Raw genomic sequence first — 18,128 nt, forward strand, 5'->3', positions numbered from 1 at the left:
GTTTTCTAAATCAAAAATCACTTGGTATCAAACCATTTTATCTCTACTTTTTTCAAAAAAAACATTACCAAAACAATATAAAACCAATTGGTTAGCCATCTGAAATATTGCTCCTCGATGGGTTGCATTAATAAAGCATATATCAAAAAGCCCAAAAGATAGCAGGAAGTTATATGAAACCTTTTCGCTCGAAAATAAAGCAGATTATAGCCAAAACCCAGTAACAAAGGAATAACAAATACCCCTATCATACCAAAATCCAGATAATAAGGTTTGAGATATGAATAAGTGTTAGTGGGCAGTGGTGTACTAATCCATTCTGAGATAACTGGTGCTACAGGAATATTAAAACCCAAACGCCCTATCCAAAGCCACACCACTCTAAAAGTATTGTAACCAAAATACGGAACAGGGTCGATGCTTACCAAACTCAGAGCGGGCAGTGATGCCACCGCATAAGTCAACAACATAGGAATAATGGATTCCCCCGAAAAATCAGAAGTTCTACCTATCGTAATAAGTACAATCAAGCTTATAAGCATGAGACTTCCCAGTATAGCTTGTCCTGCCGAAATTTTGTTTTTCCAAAGTAAATCATAAGCCAAAGGCACCACAAAAAAAATCAATTGTCCACGTGAGCCTAGTAGGTAAGTATAAACTAAAAACACTACCACTAGGATGCCATTGCGCCAAGAAAAAGAGGTATGGGTCAGTAACAAAACCAAATAAACGGAGCTCAAGGTTTGAATCAACCCGTAAAGTCCGAAACGTTTTCCATCATTTTCGACTAAGGTATTCCGTAATTCTTGAATATCACCCCATGAAAATTGCCCTACCTCTTTCACTACCATCGGAAGAGTAAGCACCAAAGAAAGTAAAACGATTGGGTAAAAGAGGGAAAGATTTTTGACAAAAAGCGTATCGTCATCAAGAGGCTCAGCAATAGTTATTTCGGGTATTACTTTTTGGTATAGCCCCCAACAGATCAAACCTCCCAGTGAAAACCCCAAACAACTTAGCCCTATGAAGGGGGAAATCTCATCGAGATTAACAGAAAAATAAGCTTGATTATACCAAAAAATAAAATAATACATCAACCATAACCCTGTTTGTATTACGATAGGATTCAGCAGGCTTCTGTAAAGTAGACTGTTCCCTATCAATAATATCAAAAGTAAAGCTAATGTCATAATTTATAATTTTGGACAGTCGGATAGTAAGCTAACTTACCCTCTAAAAAAGTATTTCTTTGCTTTAATAATGACTAAAACACTTATCATACTTTCGGTAACTAATAGCGCTAAAGCAGTACCAAGTACCGAGAAATAAGGAATTAGCAAAACGTTTAACAAGATACATACCAAAGCCCCCCAAGATAAAATCTTCGTACTACTTTTTCCATGGTCTGAGATAAGTAATAGCTGATAAAAAGGGATATTGATACACACAATTACAGGTATAAAAGCCATATATCTCACCAATTGAATAAACAGGCTTTTTTCTGAAATATCTAATTTTACCAACGTACTAATCAGTGGTGCTCCCAACCAACATACCAAACATCCTACTCCGACCAAAATACAGAAAGGAAAGAATAGTTTTCGCAAAAATGACTGCATCGCTTCATACCCTTGTGTGAGAATATGGCAAAGTTGTGTATAAATAGCTTGTGAAAACATGACCAATACTTGGCGAAGTAAAAGCGCTATTTTTTCGGCTATGCTATAGACCCCAAGCATTTGCTCATTGACAAACCACCCTAATAGGATAATGCCAGAGTGCATATATAGACTTACCGAAAAATGGGATGTAAAATAGAAAAATCCTTCTTTTAGTTGTCTAGGAATACCCTTCAACCATCGTTTCTGGAATACCAACTGATATTTTTTTGACAAATAAATATTGGCAATAACTCCAATCAAGATATTGCTTCCACCTAATATCATATTTACCCAAATGGCTTCAGATGCCCTATATACCCATAAATAAATCAAACTAACACTAAGGATTTTTGAGCAAAAATTGGCATAAGTAGCCCAAGGCATTTTTTCAACTCCTTGAAAAAACCAAATAGGCAATAGCGCCTGACCTACAACCATTATATAGCTTCCAAGAATCAATTTCGTGTTATGCGCAAGGGTAGGATGCAAGGGTAAAATCACCAGTAAAATACCAAAACCTAAGATAAGAAGGATCATTTTGGATAAACTCACTTCATAAAAAAGTTGACCTAAATCTTCTTTTTGACGGTGCTTTTCACTCAAGGTTTTGACAGCCGAAAGACTAAAACCATAATCAACCCAGACATAGAAATATAGCATGGTACTTTGTGCCAACGCCACAACTCCATATTGAGCCAAGCCAATACGTTGAAGTAAAAGAGGAATTAACAAAAGAGGAATTAATAGGTTAGTCGCTTGCAAAAATGCCAACGCCACGAAGTTGCGAATAACACCTCGGTATTCATGAAAGGTATTTCGAATCGTAGCAAAAAACTTCATTGTTAGAGGATATGTATGAGAAGCCTAAAATAAAACATGAGTCATTCCAAATTTAGTGATTTGTGATTGAGTGCATGAGTGATTATTTTATTATTTGTATGCTAGAAGTAGAGTCGAAATTTGCGTCTAAAACCGTGTATCAAAAAAAGCGGTCGAGAAAACAATTTTCGACCGCTTTTTTTGAGAATAGCCCTAATTTAAAAATTAAGAATGACTCATATTTATAGCTATTGAAGACGCAAAGTATTGCGTCTCTACTGATTTTCATCAAAATCAATCACTAAATCACAATTCACCAATTCACTCAATACGCTACAGTCTCGCGTCGGAGAATGATTTGTCCCAGAAAGATTTAATATCATAAATCACGGCGTCTTCACCTTTGAGTGCATCAATGTTTAAGCTTGCAAACTCGTTGTGCGATACACATAGCAAGATACCTTCGTAGTCAGTGCCCAATTGGTCGAGCAACTGAATGCCATATTCTTCCGAAACTTCGTGTTTGTCGGCCCAAGGGTCATATACATCCACATCGATACCAAACTCTTTTAGTTCGTTATACACATCAATGACACGAGAGTTACGAATATCTGGGCAGTTTTCTTTAAAAGTAACTCCTAAAATCAAGACTTTACAACCATCGATTTTATGTCCTTTTTTAATCAATAACTTCACTAATTTGTTAGCAACAAAAATCCCCATATTATCATTGACACGACGACCCGAAAGAATCACCTGAGGATAATACCCCAAACTTTCGGATTTATGCAGTAAATAATAAGGATCTACACCAATACAGTGACCACCAACCAAACCTGGTTTGAATTTGAGGAAGTTCCATTTTGTCCCTGCTGCCTCTAATACTTCGGTGGTATCAATACCCATTTTATCAAAAATCAATGCCAATTCATTCACAAATGAGATATTGACATCACGCTGGGCATTTTCAATCGCTTTCGAGGCCTCTGCTACTTTGATGGAAGTCGCCAAGTAAGTACCTGCTGTGATGATTGAACTATAAAGGCTATCCACAAATTGGGCGATTTCAGGAGTTGAACCAGAAGTGACCTTTTTGATTTTGGTCAAAGTATTTACCTTATCTCCTGGGTTGATACGTTCTGGAGAATAGCCACAGAAGAAGTCTTGATTGAATACCAAACTACTTTCTTTTTCCAAAATCGGCACACAATCTTCTTCCGTACAACCTGGATATACCGTTGATTCATAAATCACAACATCACCTTTGCGAAGGACTTTTCCTACAGTTTTGCTGGCAGCAATTAAAGGAATCAAATCAGGTTTTTTGAAACGATCTATCGGCGTAGGTACGGTTACAATGAACACATTGCAGTCTACCAAATCATTGATATTGGCCGAAAAACTCAATAGAGTAGAAGACTGTAAATTGTCGGTCTCTACTTCCTGTGTGCGGTCATAACCTTTTGAGAGTTCATCGATACGACTTTGATTAATATCAAAACCTATCACTGGAAATTTTTTCCCGAACTCAACAGCCAATGGAAGCCCTACATATCCAAGACCGATTATTGCTATTTTACTTGTACTTAAGTCCAATATTTTGAGATAATTTTATGGAAAATCAAAAACCAAAAAGTCAGTAAAAAATTACTGAAACAGAACGTCTATTGTATACCTATGAGCATGTTTAATATTTCATTTGGTATTTGATGAAACAAAATTTCCATTTGACACTCCTTACTTTTCTTGTCTTGACACAAGAAAAGTAACAAAAGAAAGTCAAGAAATCCTAAACTCGCCTACGGCTCAAACAACAGGATTTCAGAAAATAAATATATCAAACTATGATTTATTTATTTTAAACAAAATGCAAAATTTAAACATATACTAAAAAGTGAAAATCAAAGGTAATCAATTTATTTTTTTAGTGGAAAAACAAATAACTCACCAGAATCGCTGTGATGATTCCAGCTAAATCTGCGGTTAAACCAGCCCAAAGAGTGTAACGTGTTTCTTTGATGTTGACAGAACCAAAATACAAAGCAATCACATAAAAAATCGTATCTGCCGAACCTTGGAACACACAAGCCAATCTACCCGCAAAAGAATCAGCGCCGAAAGTTTTCATCGTATCAATCATCATGGCTCTTGAGCCACCGCCACTTAATGGATGCATCAAAGCTGTGGGAAGGGCATCAGTAAAGTCTGTATTGATATTTGTTAGGGCAAAAAGGTATTTCATGCCATCAACAATCCAAGTCAAAGCTCCTGAATTACGCAATGCTCCAATAGCTACCAACATGGCTACTAAATAAGGAATAATACGAACAGAAGTCTCAAAACCACCTTTTGCACCTTCGATAAAAGCGTCAAATACATCTACTTTTTTACGTAAAGCTCCTAAAAGAAATGAAATGATGAGCCCAAACAAAATCATATTACTCGATACCTTCGAAAAGATTTCGATTTGTTCTTTCGGAATGCTTGATAAATACCAAAGCAATAGCCCGATAGCAGCTGTAATACCTCCCAACCAAGTGATAATGACTCTATCTAACAGATTAATTTTTTGCTTGAAAGAGACAAATAGCAAGCCTGTAACCGTAGCAACATAGGTAGCAATCAAACATGGGATAAAAATGTCAGAAGCGTCTTTGGCACCATAAATCGCACGTTGTGCCATAATACTCAGAGGAATCAAAACTGGTCCTGCGCTGTGCAACACCATAAACATAATCTGAGCATTAGAGGCTACGGTTTTGCTTGGGTTCAACTCTTGCAAACTCTGCATTGCTTTTAGTCCAAAAGGTGTAGCAGCATTGTCGAGCCCTAACATATTGGCAGAGAAGTTCATAATCATTTGCCCACTCGCTGGGTGATTTTTAGGAACCTCAGGAAAAAGACGATTAAAGAATGGTCCGACAATACGAGCCAAAAAGTTGATGGCACCAGCCTTTTCACCAATATTTAACAAACCCATAAAGAACGTCATTACCCCAGCTAATGGAAGTGCAATGTTCATGACCGAAGTTTCAGCTGAGTCAAACATACCATCGACAATCAGTTTGAAGATTTCGGTGTCGCCCAAGAAAATCAACTTAAGCAAAGCCACAATAAAGGCAATCAAAAAAAATGCAATCCAGAGGTAATTAAGAGCCATTCTATCAGGTTGGGATTTGTATATGTTTATTGACAAGTATCAGCCTTAAGGGTACATAATTGCTGCATGGCGGAATACTGCCAAAAGTAAGGCAAACAAGGTTAGCATTACCGCCGAAAATGGAATCCAATGCCACTGTTTGATTACTTTAGCCAATTCATACGAAGCAACAGTAAAAGCAAATGCAGCAATCACATCGGCCGTATAATGTACATGTTGTAAAAGTAGGAAAAAAGCGATTAAAATACAGGCGATACCAGCCAAGATTTTAGCAATACGCCCTTCTACAATAATCCAAATCAAGACCATTGTAGCAGTATGTCCCGAAAAGAATAAATCTTTGGTTACAGGCGAAGCCGTACCATACACCGCTGCTTCAGCAAAAGGGTCTGCCAAATTAATTAATCCCACGGGCGCATCGAGTGGCACTAAAGTGATAGTTACCATACGAAAAATCGTCACGCAAACGTAAGTAATAGCATAAAGTAAAAACACTTCGGCCTTTTTTAGACTTTGTATTAATGAGAAAATCAAAATACTGTACAATACCGTAAATATGGGTACAGATACGTCTATTGAAGGCAAGGCGTTCAACACTAAATCCTCAAGAGCGGCTCCTGGTCGTTTTTGGATATGGTTCAAATAACTCGGAAACTGCGTAGCACCAATAATTAAAATCCCTAGGGTTAGAATTATCTTTACGCTAAAATCGATGGTTTGAAAACCTTCTTTCCAACTCTTTGCAAATGCCTGAAAGTAGGAAAGTTTTTTCATTTCTTGAGATGTTGTTTTGGGTTTTTGTGTTAACAAATCGTTATCCATAAATCATGAGAAGATTATCGAGTCGTTGTAGCGTTTTGTCGGAAAGATGACAAAACAACTCTAAAAAGATTGCAAACTTACATCAAGTTTTAAATGTTATCAATTATGAAAAGAAAAATTAGTGCCATTGTTCTTGGAATATTAACATTAGTAGTAAATATTTCATGTGCACAAAAACCTGAAAATCAGAAAAATACTAAAATGGAGAACAAAGAAAAAGATAAACCAAGTGGCAAAACAGAAATCGCAACTTTTGGTGCAGGATGCTTCTGGTGTGTTGAAGCAGTATTCCAAAACCTCGAAGGAGTCGAAAAAGTTGTATCTGGTTATTCTGGAGGCTCGGTTCCTGATCCTACCTATCGTGCTGTTTGTACTGGTACTACTGGACATGCCGAAGTTTGTCAGGTAATTTATGATCCTCAAAAAATTACTTTTGAAGAGCTTCTAGAAGTTTTCTGGAAAACACACGACCCAACCACTTTAAACCGTCAAGGAGCCGATGAAGGAACACAGTATCGTTCGGTAGTTTTTTATCATAATGCCGAACAAAAACAACTAGCAGAATATTGGAAAGAAAAACTTAATGCCGAGCACGTTTTTCCAAATCCTATCGTAACTGAAATTAGTGCCTTTACAAAATTTTATCCAGCTGAAAATTATCACCAAGATTACTTTAATCAAAATGGCTATGAACCCTATTGCCAAATTGTGATTAAGCCAAAGCTAGATAAGTTTAAAAAGGCCTTCAAAGATAAATTGAAGCATTAATATGAGTCATTCCAAATTTAGCGATTTAGTGATTGAGCGAATGAGTGATTATTCTCACAAGTAGAGACGCAATGATTGCGTCTAAAGAAGTATCATTCTGGAATATAGTATCAAACATGAGTCATACTGAATTTTAAGATTGGGGTTATCCTCCAAGTTTTCATCAAAAAAGCGGTCGGAAAATATTTTTCCGACCGCTTTTTTGATGCTACCATACTAGATTTTTATTCAGCATAAGACGCAATCATTGCGTCTCTACCACGAGAATACAAATTTTAACATAATCACTCATTCGCTAAATCGCTAAATTCGGAATGACACATGCTTCATCCCGTGAATTTTCCTAGAAATTCAGTGGGTCTAAGTTCTTAAAATGCCCATTCATACGAATACGCTCCTTGGTTCTTTCCAGTTCTTGTAAGACTGGCAACACTTTTTCTAAATGTTTGGAGATATACGCCTGTCTTTCGGCTTCTGTTGGCATTTTGAGTAACTCATATTCTTTCTCTATCGACAAGCCTATTTTGTGTGCTACTTGGAAAGAATAAGGTTGTGGCTTTTGGAGATTGAATTTATTTTCTTCATCAAGAAGTAAATAGAGATCAGTGATTTGTTCTAATAGTTTTGGAAGCACAGAAGGACTAATTTCTGGGTCTCTTAGGGCTTCTACCTCGCCCCCTGCATATAGTTTACCAGCTACAGGATTCTGAAAATCTAAAATTCTAAATACTCTCACACCTTGTGTTTTGATGTCCATTCTACCATCATCATACACCTTATAAACCGACATAATCTTCACCTCGGTTCCAAACCCTTGCATTTTACCATCAATAAACGCTGGAATACCAAAGGTAGAGTCCTGTTGAATAGCCTCTTTTATTAACTGACGATAACGAGGTTCAAAAATATGAAGATTAAGGTCTTCCAAGGGAAAAACCACCAAATTAAGCGGAAACAGTGGTAAAAACTTTTGCATGTGATTAGTATCTACTTAAAACCAATGAGTAAGTGCTGTTGGCGATTAGCAGTAGGCATTAGGCTAAATTTACCGAGTGCCCATAGCCGACTGCCGAAAGCCCAATAATGCAATTTTATTTTGCCTTATTACTTAATGACTGCTTTTTCGATGGTAAAACCTACGCTAACAATATCAGCAAGTGGATTTTGGCGCATATATTGTTTTACCTGAATTTTATATTTTCCTTTTTGGGGAAATATAAAATTTTTGAATGCTAAAATTTTATGGTCATATACATCACCTAAACCTTCACCTAGTTTTCTGCCAGTGTTGGGGTCAAAGAGAACTAATTCATCTAGTTTTTGATGAATAATTTTGCCTTTATTGTCTGACAAATAATGGGTCAGGTATAGGTTATAATACGGATAAGAACGGTTGTTACGAACATTATAAAATACATTATAAGCGATCGTTGTGTCTTCGACGTTGAATTCGAACTCAGGGGTATCTTTAATAAACCACTTGGCCTCAGCAATGTTATAATTATCTTTCAAAATAGTATTTGAATCACAAGCTGACATGGCTATTGCCAATAAAATACTTCCAATAAAAATTTTCGATTTCAAACTTTTGAGGAACATAAGAGTACGATGGATTAAAAAAAGGAGTTGGATTTGAAATGTTTCATTTCTCACCCAAACTCCTTTCTTATTTATATAATGAGTTCACCTTCGATTTTGTGAAAATGGGTATTACTCTTTCAACTAGCTTTGAGAAGGTTTATTGTTATCGTTCTTGCCATTTTTGTGTTGATGTGGCGGACGATTATGATTTCCTTTCGCATTTTTACTAGCACCTTGAGGATTATTTTGCTGAGGCTTCTGAACCTGTTTTGCTTGCTGCCCTCCTTGTGGATTATTAGGGTTATTTCCTTGGCTTGGGTTAACCTTTGGTGCACTACTGGCTGGTTGTACTTGAGCCTTTGCCTGAGGGTTTTTGTTGTGATTAGTCTGATGCTTATGATTATTACCCTTTGGATTATTGCTTTGTGGTTGTTGTGTTTTTTTCTCAACAACTACAGGTTTTTCTTTTTTATCAGAAACATCAAGGCGACTATCTTTTCTCTCGTGCTTGTACTCTTTTCTTTCAGATTTAACCTCTTGGTGTTTATCATTCTTTGACTTATTATGAGGTTTTTTCTTATTGTTGCTGTATTTCTTGTCCATTTTGTCCAAGTCAGCATTCAACCCAGAAGTAGACTTATCTAAGTCTAAAGATGCTGGAGTATTCTCAAGTACGTCTAAAGATTGAGGTTGAATTCCTTTTTCATTTAGCTCAACTACCTCTCTTACTTTATCGACTGTTACAGGAATCCAATTACTTTCTTCGCCACGATAGCCAAACCACATGACACGTTTGAATATGTCAGTTTTTTGTAAAAGTGCTTCGCCTTTCAAGGTTTGTAGAGGCTTCTCGATAGTCGGTATATCTTTAAGTGCATCCATATAAGTCTCAAGCTCATAGTTGAGACAACATTTCAGACGACCACACTGCCCTGATAATTTTACAGGATTCAATGAAAGATTTTGGTAACGAGCTGCCGAAGTAGTTACGTTTTTAAAGTCTGTCAACCACGTCGAACAACAAAGTTCACGACCACAAACGCCAATTCCTCCCACACGTGCAGCCTCTTGACGCAAAGAAATTTGCTTCATTTCGACTCTGACTTTGAACTCACTTGCCAAAATTTTGATAAGCTCACGAAAGTCAACACGGTCGTCGGACGAGTAATAGAATATCGCTTTGGTATTATCAGATTGGAACTCTACGTCTGACAATTTCATGTCTAACTTAAGTTCTTTGATAATCTCGCGAGTACGATACATCGTTGGTAAATCACGGGCAATTGCTTGCTCATGTTTTTCTAAGTCTTTCTCATTGGCTTTACGATAAACCACACGAACATTCTCATCATCTTTGATGCTTTTTTTCAACATTTGAAGGCGAACTAATTCACCTTGAAGCGAAACGAAGCCAAGATGATGACCGTTTGGTACATCTACAATTACAGGGTCACCAGCGTATAATTCGATTTGATTAACATTTCGAAAATACTCTTTACGACCACCCTTAAATTTTACCTCAATGATATTAAACTTACTAAATGCGGGTACTTCCATATTTGACAACCAGTCAAATACGTTCATTTTATTACACCCACCTGTACTACAAGCACCGTTGTTTTTACAGCCACTTACAGCACCATTGTTATTACGAGTACCACAACTACCTGTGGAACATGATTTGCATCCCATATATCTTCAAAAGTAAACGAGACAATGAGGATAAGTAAGGTTTGACTTTGGAATATATTTCCTGAAATCTTTTTTACTATGGCTCAAAACTCAGTGAAACACTGACCTCCTAAAGTGCTAAGTTGACAAACAAGCTAATTTGTTCCATTTTCAAGTAAATCCAAATACGATTTTACCTGATAGGCATACATTCGCTTTGTGTTATTTCTCGCTCTTTAAGAGACCTAGCGACTAACTATATCTGAGCACGTCCAAACCAATATCGCGACGATAATATTTACCTTCAAATGAGATAGTACTTGCCGCTTTCTGTGATTTTTGGATAGCTCTTTCTAATGTATTGGACATTCCAGTCAGAGCCATTACTCTACCACCATTCGTCACTACAAGGTTTCCATCAAGTTTGGTACCAGCATGGAAAATTGAGGCATCTTCCACATTTTCGTAACCCACAATTACATCACCTTTGTTATAGTCACCCGGATAGCCTCCTGCTACTACTACTGTAGTTACGGCGTGTTGTTTGCTCACAGAAAACTCTGCTTGCCCCAATTCGCCTTTAGCTGTTGCTATCATGAGGGTTAATAAATCAGACTCGATACGTGGTAGAACAACCTCTGTTTCTGGGTCGCCCATACGTGCGTTGTATTCAATCACGATAGGTTCTCCTTCGTGATTCATCAAACCGATGAAGATAAAGCCATTATACTTAATACCTTCTGCCTGTAAGCCAGTTAGTGTAGGTTTAACGATGTTTTCTTCAACAGATTGCATAAATTTTTCGGTAGCAAAAGGCACTGGCGAAACAGCTCCCATACCACCTGTATTCAATCCTGTATCAGCTTCGCCGATACGTTTGTAATCTTTTGCTTCAGGAAGAATCTTGTACGATTCTCCATCAGTAAGAACAAACACCGAAAGTTCGATACCTGTCAAAAACTCTTCAATTACCACTTTGTTACTAGCATCGCCAAATTTGGCATCAACAAGCATTTCAGAAAGTGATGTTTGAGCTTCTTCTAATGTTTGGGCAATAATTACTCCTTTGCCCGCCGCTAATCCATCAGCTTTTAGTACTATAGGAAGTTTTTGAACAGCCAAATATGCTAGTCCATCTTCTAATGTATCTTTCGTAAAAGTTTGTGATTTTGCAGTAGGGATACCATATTTTACCATAAAGTTTTTCGAAAAATCTTTCGAACCTTCTAGCATTGCTCCTTTTGAATCTGGGCCTACCATCAAAACGTGTTGTAAATCTGGGCGACTTTGGAAATAGTCACGAACACCTCTTACCAGTGGTTCTTCAGGACCAACAATTACTAGTTCGATTTGATTTTCTAAAACTTGCTCTGCGATTTTTTCAAAATCATTGAAGCCAACAGCCAAGTTTGTAGCAATAGCAGCTGTACCAGCATTACCTGGAGCTACGAATAATTTTTCGCAAAGGGGGCTTTGAGCGATTTTCCAAGCAAATGCGTGTTCACGTCCGCCCGAGCCTAAAATTAGTATGTTCATTGAATTGGTTAATCTAAAATAAACAGCCTTTAAATAAGACTATTTGTTTGAAATTGAATTGAGTACAAAGGGATAACAAAATTAACGCACAAAGAGGCATTTATGAAATCCTAGCTCAGCATTTTTAACAAAACTATCAGAATCTTATTAATTGGAAGATTTTGAAGATATGTTTCGAGCAATAATTTGCAAACAAATTTTGTCTACTTTTTATTCCTCAAAACAATAGTTTGTTTATCTAAAATGCTTAAACAAGGTTTTCTTAATACCTCTTTGTCTTATTTTTTTGATAGTCTAGTTGGCAAGTTCGCTCAAGAATTTAATTCTCATCAAGCGTAACTCTTCCTCTGTAATATCATCAATTCCACATTTATCTAATGCTACTGCTATATTATCCGTTTCAGCATGCAAGAAATAATCGTAAATTTCATCTTGTTTGTCTGGCTCAACTACTTGATTGATATAATAATCCAAGTTGAGTTTTGTACCCGAATAACAGATATGCTCGATTTCTTCGATAAGGTCTTCCATTGCCAACTCTTTTTGTTCGGCAATAATGTCCAAATCTACTTTACGGTCTACCTGCTGGATAATATGAATTTTGATTTTTGACTTATTTACTGTCGATTTTACGACTACCTCAGTAGCAGTTTCAATTTCGTTGTCCTCTACGTACTTTTTGATTAAGTCAATAAATGGACGACCAAATTTCACTACTTTACCCATACCCACACCGTTGATTTGAGCCATATCCTCCTTAGTAGTAGGATACGTTGTGGCCATTTCTTCGAGTGAAGGATCTTGGAAAATTACGTAAGGAGGCAAGTTTTTGTCTTTCGCAATTTTCTTTCTAAGGTTTTTCAACAATTCGAACAATGCTGCATCGTACGAACCGCCACCACCAGCTAATGACTCTTTTTCGTCTTCTTCCTCAATATGCTCGTTTTCATAGTCGTGATCTTTTGAAAGCGTTAATGGGAAAGAATCTTTTAAGAACGCATGGCCTTTTTCAGATACTTTTAAGATACCATAATTTTCAATATCTTTTTCTAGGTATCCCAAAACTGTAATTTGACGAATTACAGACAACCACTGTTCTACAGGCTCTTGCTGTTGAGCCTTTTTCTTAGTTGCTTTTGGTGCTTTTTTAGCTTTTGGCTTCGGAATCGGATTTCCATCCTCATCTTCTTCATCTGAGTATTCTACATCCTCATCTTCTTCATCTTCCTCGTCCTCATCGTCGTCGGCTTGAAGTTTGAAGTAGCTTTTACCCTTTCCAAAAATATCTAATTTATGATGCTCGTAGCTTGTTACATACTGGTTTTTGTGACCAAGCAATACATCAGCCAAATGCTGGGCGTCAAAACGCTCCCCTGTCATAATAGCTGCCTGTAGCGCCAAAACCACCTCTTGTTCTACTTTGAACTTTGCCGTTGGTTTTTTACAATTATCACAATAACCACAATCTTTGTCTACCTGCTCACCAAAATAGTGAAGCAATTGACGACGGCGACATACTCCTAAAGTAGAGTAAGATACCATTTCGTTCAATAACATACGGGCATTGTCGCGCTCGTTGATTGTTTTGTCTTTGTTAAACTTATCCAGCTTATTGATGTCCTCTTTTGCATAGAACATGATACAAATACCTTCCAAACCATCGCGACCTGCACGACCTGTTTCTTGGTAGTATCCTTCTAATGATTTTGGTGCATCGTAGTGGATTACAAAACGTACATCGGGCTTGTCGATACCCATCCCAAAAGCAATAGTCGCCACCATTACTTCAGCCTCCTCATTCAAGAAAGCCTCTTGGTTAGCCATACGAATATCGCTATCTAAGCCTGCATGATAAGGAAGCGCTTTGATACCGTTGACATTTAATACCTCGGCTACTTCTTCAACTTTTTTGCGACTCAGACAGTAGATAATCCCTGCCTTACCGTGATTAACCTTGATGAACTTGATAATTTGCTTATCAATATCATCACGCTTAGCACGGATTTCGTAATACAAATTTTTGCGGTTGAAAGACGACTTAAACAAAGTAGCATCATCCATATTCAGGTTTTTCTGAATATCCTGTTGCACCTTAGGTGTTGCAGTTGCGGTGAGCGCAATAATTGGCAAAGTGCTATCTAAGCTTTCGACAATACTACGAATTCGGCGATATTCTGGGCGGAAATCGTGTCCCCATTCGGAGATACAGTGCGCTTCGTCGATGGCCACGAAAGAGATTTTGGCTTGCTTCAAGAAAGCAAGGTTATCTTCTTTGGTCAAAGACTCAGGAGCAATGTACAACAATTTCACTTGGCCACTGATTACGTCATTTTTTACTTTCGTCATCTCGGCCTTATTGAGCGACGAATTCAAAAACTGAGCATTGATACCAAAAGCGTTCATCTGATCCACTTGGTTTTTCATCAATGCAATCAATGGAGAAATAACAATAGCAGTCCCTTCAGTGGCTATGGCTGGTAATTGATAACACAATGACTTGCCTGCCCCTGTTGGCATGATTACGAAAGTATTTTTTCCTGCTAAAGTATTCTTAATGATATCTTCCTGCTCGCCACGAAACTGGCTGTAACCGAAGGTTTCTTTGAGTTTTTCCTTCAACAAGTCGGTGGTCTCTTGACTAACACTCATTGTCTTCAAACTTATTTGAGGTTATGAATAAAATTGATATTTGGTGGTTGTGAGACTGTACTTATATAATAGTTTATCTTTGCACTAAAATTAATACAAAACCAGTCATTAAAAACCGTTTCTAAAATTGAAATTAGTAAAAAATATTCAATCAACAGCAAAAAAAGTTTTGCAGGAAGAAGCCGAAGCGATCCAAAAAATTATTGATAAAATTGATTCAGATTTTGAATCATGTGTAAATCACTTACTTAACAGTCGTGGTCGCTTTGTGATTACAGGTATTGGTAAATCTGCAATCATTGCTCAAAAAATCGTTGCAACACTTAATTCGACAGGTACGCCAGCTTTGTTTATGCACGCTGCCGATGCTATTCATGGTGATCTTGGTATGATTCAAGATGGAGATACCGTTATGTGTATTTCTAAATCTGGAGATACTCCTGAAATTAAGGTACTTGTGCCGCTGATTAAGCGTACAGGGGTGAAACTCATTGCGATGGTTTCGAATCCTCAATCGTATTTAGGGAAAAACGCTGATTTTATTTTGCATGCTTTAGCAGAGAGAGAAGCCGACTTACTCAATCTGGCACCAACGACTAGTACTACTGTAGCACTTGCCCTAGGCGATGCCTTGGCTGTATGTCTATTGGAATGTCGTGGCTTTAGTAGTACAGATTTTGCAAAATATCACCCCGGAGGAGCTTTAGGTAAAAAATTGTATTTGAAAGTAAGTGATATTTATCCAAATCACGAATTACCGATTGTTCAATTCGATACTTCTATCAAAGATGCTATTGTCGAAATTAGCTCGAAACGTTTGGGAGCTACAGCGGTTGTGAACTCAGATGGTACTTTGGCTGGTATCATTACCGATGGTGACGTTCGTAGAATGCTGAATAAGTATGAGGTTCTTACTGGTTTGGAGGCAAAAGATATTATGACGCCTAATCCAAAAACAATTGAACCTGATGCGTACGCAACAGAGGCACTTCAAGTAATGCAAGAGAAAAATATCACTTCTTTGGTCGTACTAGAAAATCAAAAACCTATTGGTTTTGTCCACTTGCATGATTTGTTGAAAGAAGGACTGGTTTGATTTTGATAGGGGTCAGGCAACAGGCACTAGGCAAAGAGTGGATGTAGAAGATTTTTTTGTTATCTTCTTCGAAATAAATCTGAGTCATTCCAAGCTTTGAAATTAGACTTATCGTCAAATCATTCATCAAAAAAGGCGGTCGAAAATTGTTTTTCGACCGCCTTTTTTGATACTACTATACTATATATGGCTCAGCTTGAGACACAAAGCATTGCATCTCTACTGACAATCACCAAATAAGGTTTATCATATTCTTGAGTTCATTTATTCTAACAACTCAGCACTCTACCCTCTAAACTCCTCACTTACAACTATCTCATTCTATCTGCTGAGCGCACTAGCATTTCGTCGCGACGGATTAGACGATTGGCAATCATATTTGCTAATAAGGCAAATACGCCAGCGTAAAAACCTAAAGCATAGTTCCCTTGGTTTTCTGGTTCGAAAAGTGGAATACCTTCTTTAAAAACATTATAAAAACTTGCGCCTAGTACACCCGCCAATACAGCCGAGTTTAAGGCTCCTAAAGACATTTGTAATACTCTTTTCTTGTATTGAGAAAGAGAAACAATAGCAATTACAGCAGCTATACCTGCCAAAATTGCAATATAAATCGTGCTTGAGCTTACTGTTGTGGCTCCTTGTGTGTGTTCTAAAGTTTTGGCTGTCAATACGACTTTCTGATTGAGTGCAGCGCTACTTTTTTCCCAAATCGGGCTACTAATTACAACTCCCATGGCAATTACTATTAATGCCAATAAAAGACTTTGTGTACGTTGAATCATTTTGTTATAGCTAAATCTTGTTTTTCAAAAACCCACAGGGTTTGTTTTGATTTGGCAAAGTTCCGAAACTTTAACTAAGTAAACAAGTAGGTATTTCAAAGTTCCTTTGCCATGATTTTGGCCGAAGACAAAGCCAATGGAATTCCTCCGCCAGGATGTACGCTTCCTCCCACAAAATATAAATCTTTGATGGTTTTTGAAAAATTCGCATGTCTCAAAAACGCCGCATATTTGTTGTTAGAAGAGTTTCCATACAAAGCTCCTTGTGCCGAAGATGTTTTCTGCTCAATACTTCTTGGGTCTAAGATAGCCTCAGTTTCTATCAAAGAAGCTAAGTCACAAGACAGTATTCTCGAAACTTTTTGAATTACCTGTTGTCGAAGGTCTTGAATTAGCTTATCCCAATCTTGCCCCTCATTGGCTGGTGCATTAATGAGTACAAACCAGTTTTCACAACCTTCTGGTGCGTCGTCTGGCTTGTGTTTGGAGCTAATATTGATATATACCGTAGGGTCATTGAAGATTTTTTTATCCTCAAACATCACTCGAAATTCTTCGCGATAATCATCACTAAACAGGATATTATGAAGCCCCAACTCAGGAAAAGACTTTTTAACTCCCCAATAAAAAATTACGCCCGAACTTGATTTGGGTTGATTTAGTAGCTTATCAGGATGTGGCGATTGTGGTAATAACTTGCGATAGGTATGAGTAACGTCCATATTAGAAACTACCTTATCGAAGAATAGCTCTTGCTCTTCTCTATCCTGAGATGCAACACGAATCCCTTTTACCTGTTGATTTTGAGTAAGGATTTCCTTTACTCGATGTTGAAAATAGAATTTTACCCCTAATGATTTTGCTAAATTCACAAGTACATTCGTAATATCTACCATTCCTTTTTTCGGAAAAAAAGCACCTACATTGTATTCCAAATGTGGAATAATATTCAATGTCGCAGGAGTTTGATATGGATCTGAACCATTATAGGTGGCATATCTATTGAAAAGTTGTACCAACTTAGGATGTTGGAAATACTTTTCATTGGCATGATTCATGGTTCCGAATATGCCAAGTTTAGGAAGATTGAGGTATCCTCGTAAGGCCTTTTTCGAAGTCCATGTGGATAACTTGTGTAAAGAGTCTTGTAAGAATAACCCATCTAATACTTCGTATTTGAAAGCACTATCCTTCAAAAACTGTTCTACTTTCACCGCCGAAATACCCAGCACCTTTTCTACCTCTTGAGCAAATTTGGGAGGTTCAGCGTATGCATTCAGTCTGGTTCCATCTTCCCAGAAATAATGGCAAATGGTGGATAGACGCTCATATTCAAAAAAATCAGAAGCTTTTTTTCCTACTAACTGGAATAGTTCTTCTACCAAATGTGGCAAGGTAAACAAGGATGGGCCTGCATCAAATCGGTATCCATCTTGCTCAAAACTACTGAGTTTTCCACCAGCATACTCATTAGCCTCAAAAACTTCTACTTCATAACCCTTATGCGCTAAGCGAATCGCCGAGGCGATTCCTGCAATACCTGCTCCTATGATTGCGACTTTTTTCATTCTTTTTGTGTT

Annotated in this window: 14 protein-coding genes; 2 read left to right on the forward strand and 12 right to left on the reverse strand. The window is 37.4% G+C overall.

The features are described 5' to 3' along the window. Window positions 1-17: 17 nt before the first annotated feature. The 5 genes from QM491_RS13405 to QM491_RS13425 form a co-directional block, all read right to left on the reverse strand. Window positions 18-1,190, reverse strand: a complete 1,173-nt coding sequence (locus QM491_RS13405; protein ID WP_283327994.1) for an O-antigen polymerase — start codon at window positions 1,188-1,190, stop codon at window positions 18-20. Between the two features lie 36 nt (window positions 1,191-1,226). Beyond that, window positions 1,227-2,501, reverse strand: coding sequence for an oligosaccharide flippase family protein (locus QM491_RS13410; protein WP_283327995.1), 1,275 nt, complete (start codon window positions 2,499-2,501; stop codon window positions 1,227-1,229). A 312-nt stretch (window positions 2,502-2,813) separates the two neighbouring features. Next, a complete protein-coding gene (locus tag QM491_RS13415) occupies window positions 2,814-4,079 on the reverse strand; it encodes a nucleotide sugar dehydrogenase (protein WP_374761258.1) in 1,266 nt (421 codons plus the stop codon). A 325-nt stretch (window positions 4,080-4,404) separates the two neighbouring features. Next, a complete protein-coding gene (locus QM491_RS13420; RefSeq protein ID WP_283327997.1) occupies window positions 4,405-5,640 on the reverse strand; it encodes a spore maturation protein in 1,236 nt (411 codons plus the stop codon). 45 nt (window positions 5,641-5,685) lie between these two features. After that, entirely contained in the window at window positions 5,686-6,414 is a 729-nt protein-coding gene (locus tag QM491_RS13425) for a phosphatase PAP2-related protein (RefSeq protein WP_283327998.1), read from the reverse strand. Between the two features lie 153 nt (window positions 6,415-6,567). Between QM491_RS13425 and msrA the strand changes: the two genes are divergently transcribed. After that, window positions 6,568-7,230, forward strand: a complete 663-nt coding sequence (gene msrA / locus QM491_RS13430; protein WP_283327999.1) for a peptide-methionine (S)-S-oxide reductase MsrA — start codon at window positions 6,568-6,570, stop codon at window positions 7,228-7,230. Between the two features lie 343 nt (window positions 7,231-7,573). Here the strand turns inward: msrA and QM491_RS13435 are convergent, their stop codons facing one another. From QM491_RS13435 to QM491_RS13455, 5 genes are all read right to left on the reverse strand, one after another. Beyond that, window positions 7,574-8,206, reverse strand: coding sequence for an LON peptidase substrate-binding domain-containing protein (locus QM491_RS13435; RefSeq protein WP_283328000.1), 633 nt, complete (start codon window positions 8,204-8,206; stop codon window positions 7,574-7,576). A 128-nt stretch (window positions 8,207-8,334) separates the two neighbouring features. After that, on the reverse strand, window positions 8,335-8,829 hold the full coding sequence (locus QM491_RS13440; RefSeq protein ID WP_510186160.1) for a gliding motility lipoprotein GldH: 495 nt from the start codon (window positions 8,827-8,829) through the stop codon (window positions 8,335-8,337). Window positions 8,830-8,952: 123 nt separating this feature from the next. Further along, window positions 8,953-10,503, reverse strand: a complete 1,551-nt coding sequence (gene ricT, locus QM491_RS13445; RefSeq protein WP_310589566.1) for a regulatory iron-sulfur-containing complex subunit RicT — start codon at window positions 10,501-10,503, stop codon at window positions 8,953-8,955. Between the two features lie 231 nt (window positions 10,504-10,734). Next, complete coding sequence (gene purD / locus QM491_RS13450) at window positions 10,735-12,018, reverse strand: phosphoribosylamine--glycine ligase (protein WP_283328002.1); 1,284 nt, start codon at window positions 12,016-12,018, stop codon at window positions 10,735-10,737. A gap of 294 nt (window positions 12,019-12,312) precedes the next feature. Next, window positions 12,313-14,667 (reverse strand): RecQ family ATP-dependent DNA helicase, encoded by a 2,355-nt coding sequence (locus tag QM491_RS13455; protein WP_283328003.1) that lies wholly within the window; start codon window positions 14,665-14,667, stop codon window positions 12,313-12,315. 127 nt (window positions 14,668-14,794) lie between these two features. Here QM491_RS13455 and QM491_RS13460 point away from each other — a divergent pair, with 127 nt between their 5' ends. Continuing rightward, window positions 14,795-15,763, forward strand: a complete 969-nt coding sequence (locus QM491_RS13460; RefSeq protein ID WP_283328004.1) for a KpsF/GutQ family sugar-phosphate isomerase — start codon at window positions 14,795-14,797, stop codon at window positions 15,761-15,763. 311 nt (window positions 15,764-16,074) lie between these two features. On the opposite strand, the gene QM491_RS13465 is transcribed toward QM491_RS13460, so the two are convergent. Together QM491_RS13465 and crtD are read right to left on the reverse strand one after the other, a co-directional pair. Beyond that, window positions 16,075-16,548: a DUF4293 domain-containing protein gene (locus QM491_RS13465; protein WP_283328005.1), complete on the reverse strand. Its 474-nt coding sequence runs from the start codon at window positions 16,546-16,548 to the stop codon at window positions 16,075-16,077. A gap of 95 nt (window positions 16,549-16,643) precedes the next feature. Then, the gene (gene crtD, locus QM491_RS13470; protein ID WP_283328006.1) at window positions 16,644-18,116 is read right to left on the reverse strand and encodes a 1-hydroxycarotenoid 3,4-desaturase CrtD; all 1,473 of its coding nucleotides are present in this window, start codon (window positions 18,114-18,116) and stop codon (window positions 16,644-16,646) included. Window positions 18,117-18,128 lie beyond the last annotated feature (12 nt).

The organism is Flectobacillus longus, assembly GCF_030056705.1.
Lineage (GTDB): Bacteria > Bacteroidota > Bacteroidia > Cytophagales > Spirosomataceae > Flectobacillus > Flectobacillus longus.

What these genes read in the sequence shown, in the direction of transcription:
- QM491_RS13405 (WP_283327994.1), bottom strand. Translation starts at nt 1,190, where the DNA reads ATGACATTAGCTTTACTTTTGATATTATTGATAGGGAACAGTCTACTT.
- QM491_RS13410 (WP_283327995.1), bottom strand. Translation starts at nt 2,501, where the DNA reads ATGAAGTTTTTTGCTACGATTCGAAATACCTTTCATGAATACCGAGGT.
- QM491_RS13420 (WP_283327997.1), bottom strand. Translation starts at nt 5,640, where the DNA reads ATGGCTCTTAATTACCTCTGGATTGCATTTTTTTTGATTGCCTTTATT.
- QM491_RS13425 (WP_283327998.1), bottom strand. Translation starts at nt 6,414, where the DNA reads ATGAAAAAACTTTCCTACTTTCAGGCATTTGCAAAGAGTTGGAAAGAA.
- msrA (WP_283327999.1), top strand. Translation starts at nt 6,568, where the DNA reads ATGAAAAGAAAAATTAGTGCCATTGTTCTTGGAATATTAACATTAGTA.
- QM491_RS13435 (WP_283328000.1), bottom strand. Translation starts at nt 8,206, where the DNA reads ATGCAAAAGTTTTTACCACTGTTTCCGCTTAATTTGGTGGTTTTTCCC.
- QM491_RS13440 (WP_510186160.1), bottom strand. Translation starts at nt 8,829, where the DNA reads ATGTTCCTCAAAAGTTTGAAATCGAAAATTTTTATTGGAAGTATTTTA.
- ricT (WP_310589566.1), bottom strand. Translation starts at nt 10,503, where the DNA reads ATGGGATGCAAATCATGTTCCACAGGTAGTTGTGGTACTCGTAATAAC.
- purD (WP_283328002.1), bottom strand. Translation starts at nt 12,018, where the DNA reads ATGAACATACTAATTTTAGGCTCGGGCGGACGTGAACACGCATTTGCT.
- QM491_RS13455 (WP_283328003.1), bottom strand. Translation starts at nt 14,667, where the DNA reads ATGAGTGTTAGTCAAGAGACCACCGACTTGTTGAAGGAAAAACTCAAA.
- QM491_RS13465 (WP_283328005.1), bottom strand. Translation starts at nt 16,548, where the DNA reads ATGATTCAACGTACACAAAGTCTTTTATTGGCATTAATAGTAATTGCC.
- crtD (WP_283328006.1), bottom strand. Translation starts at nt 18,116, where the DNA reads ATGAAAAAAGTCGCAATCATAGGAGCAGGTATTGCAGGAATCGCCTCG.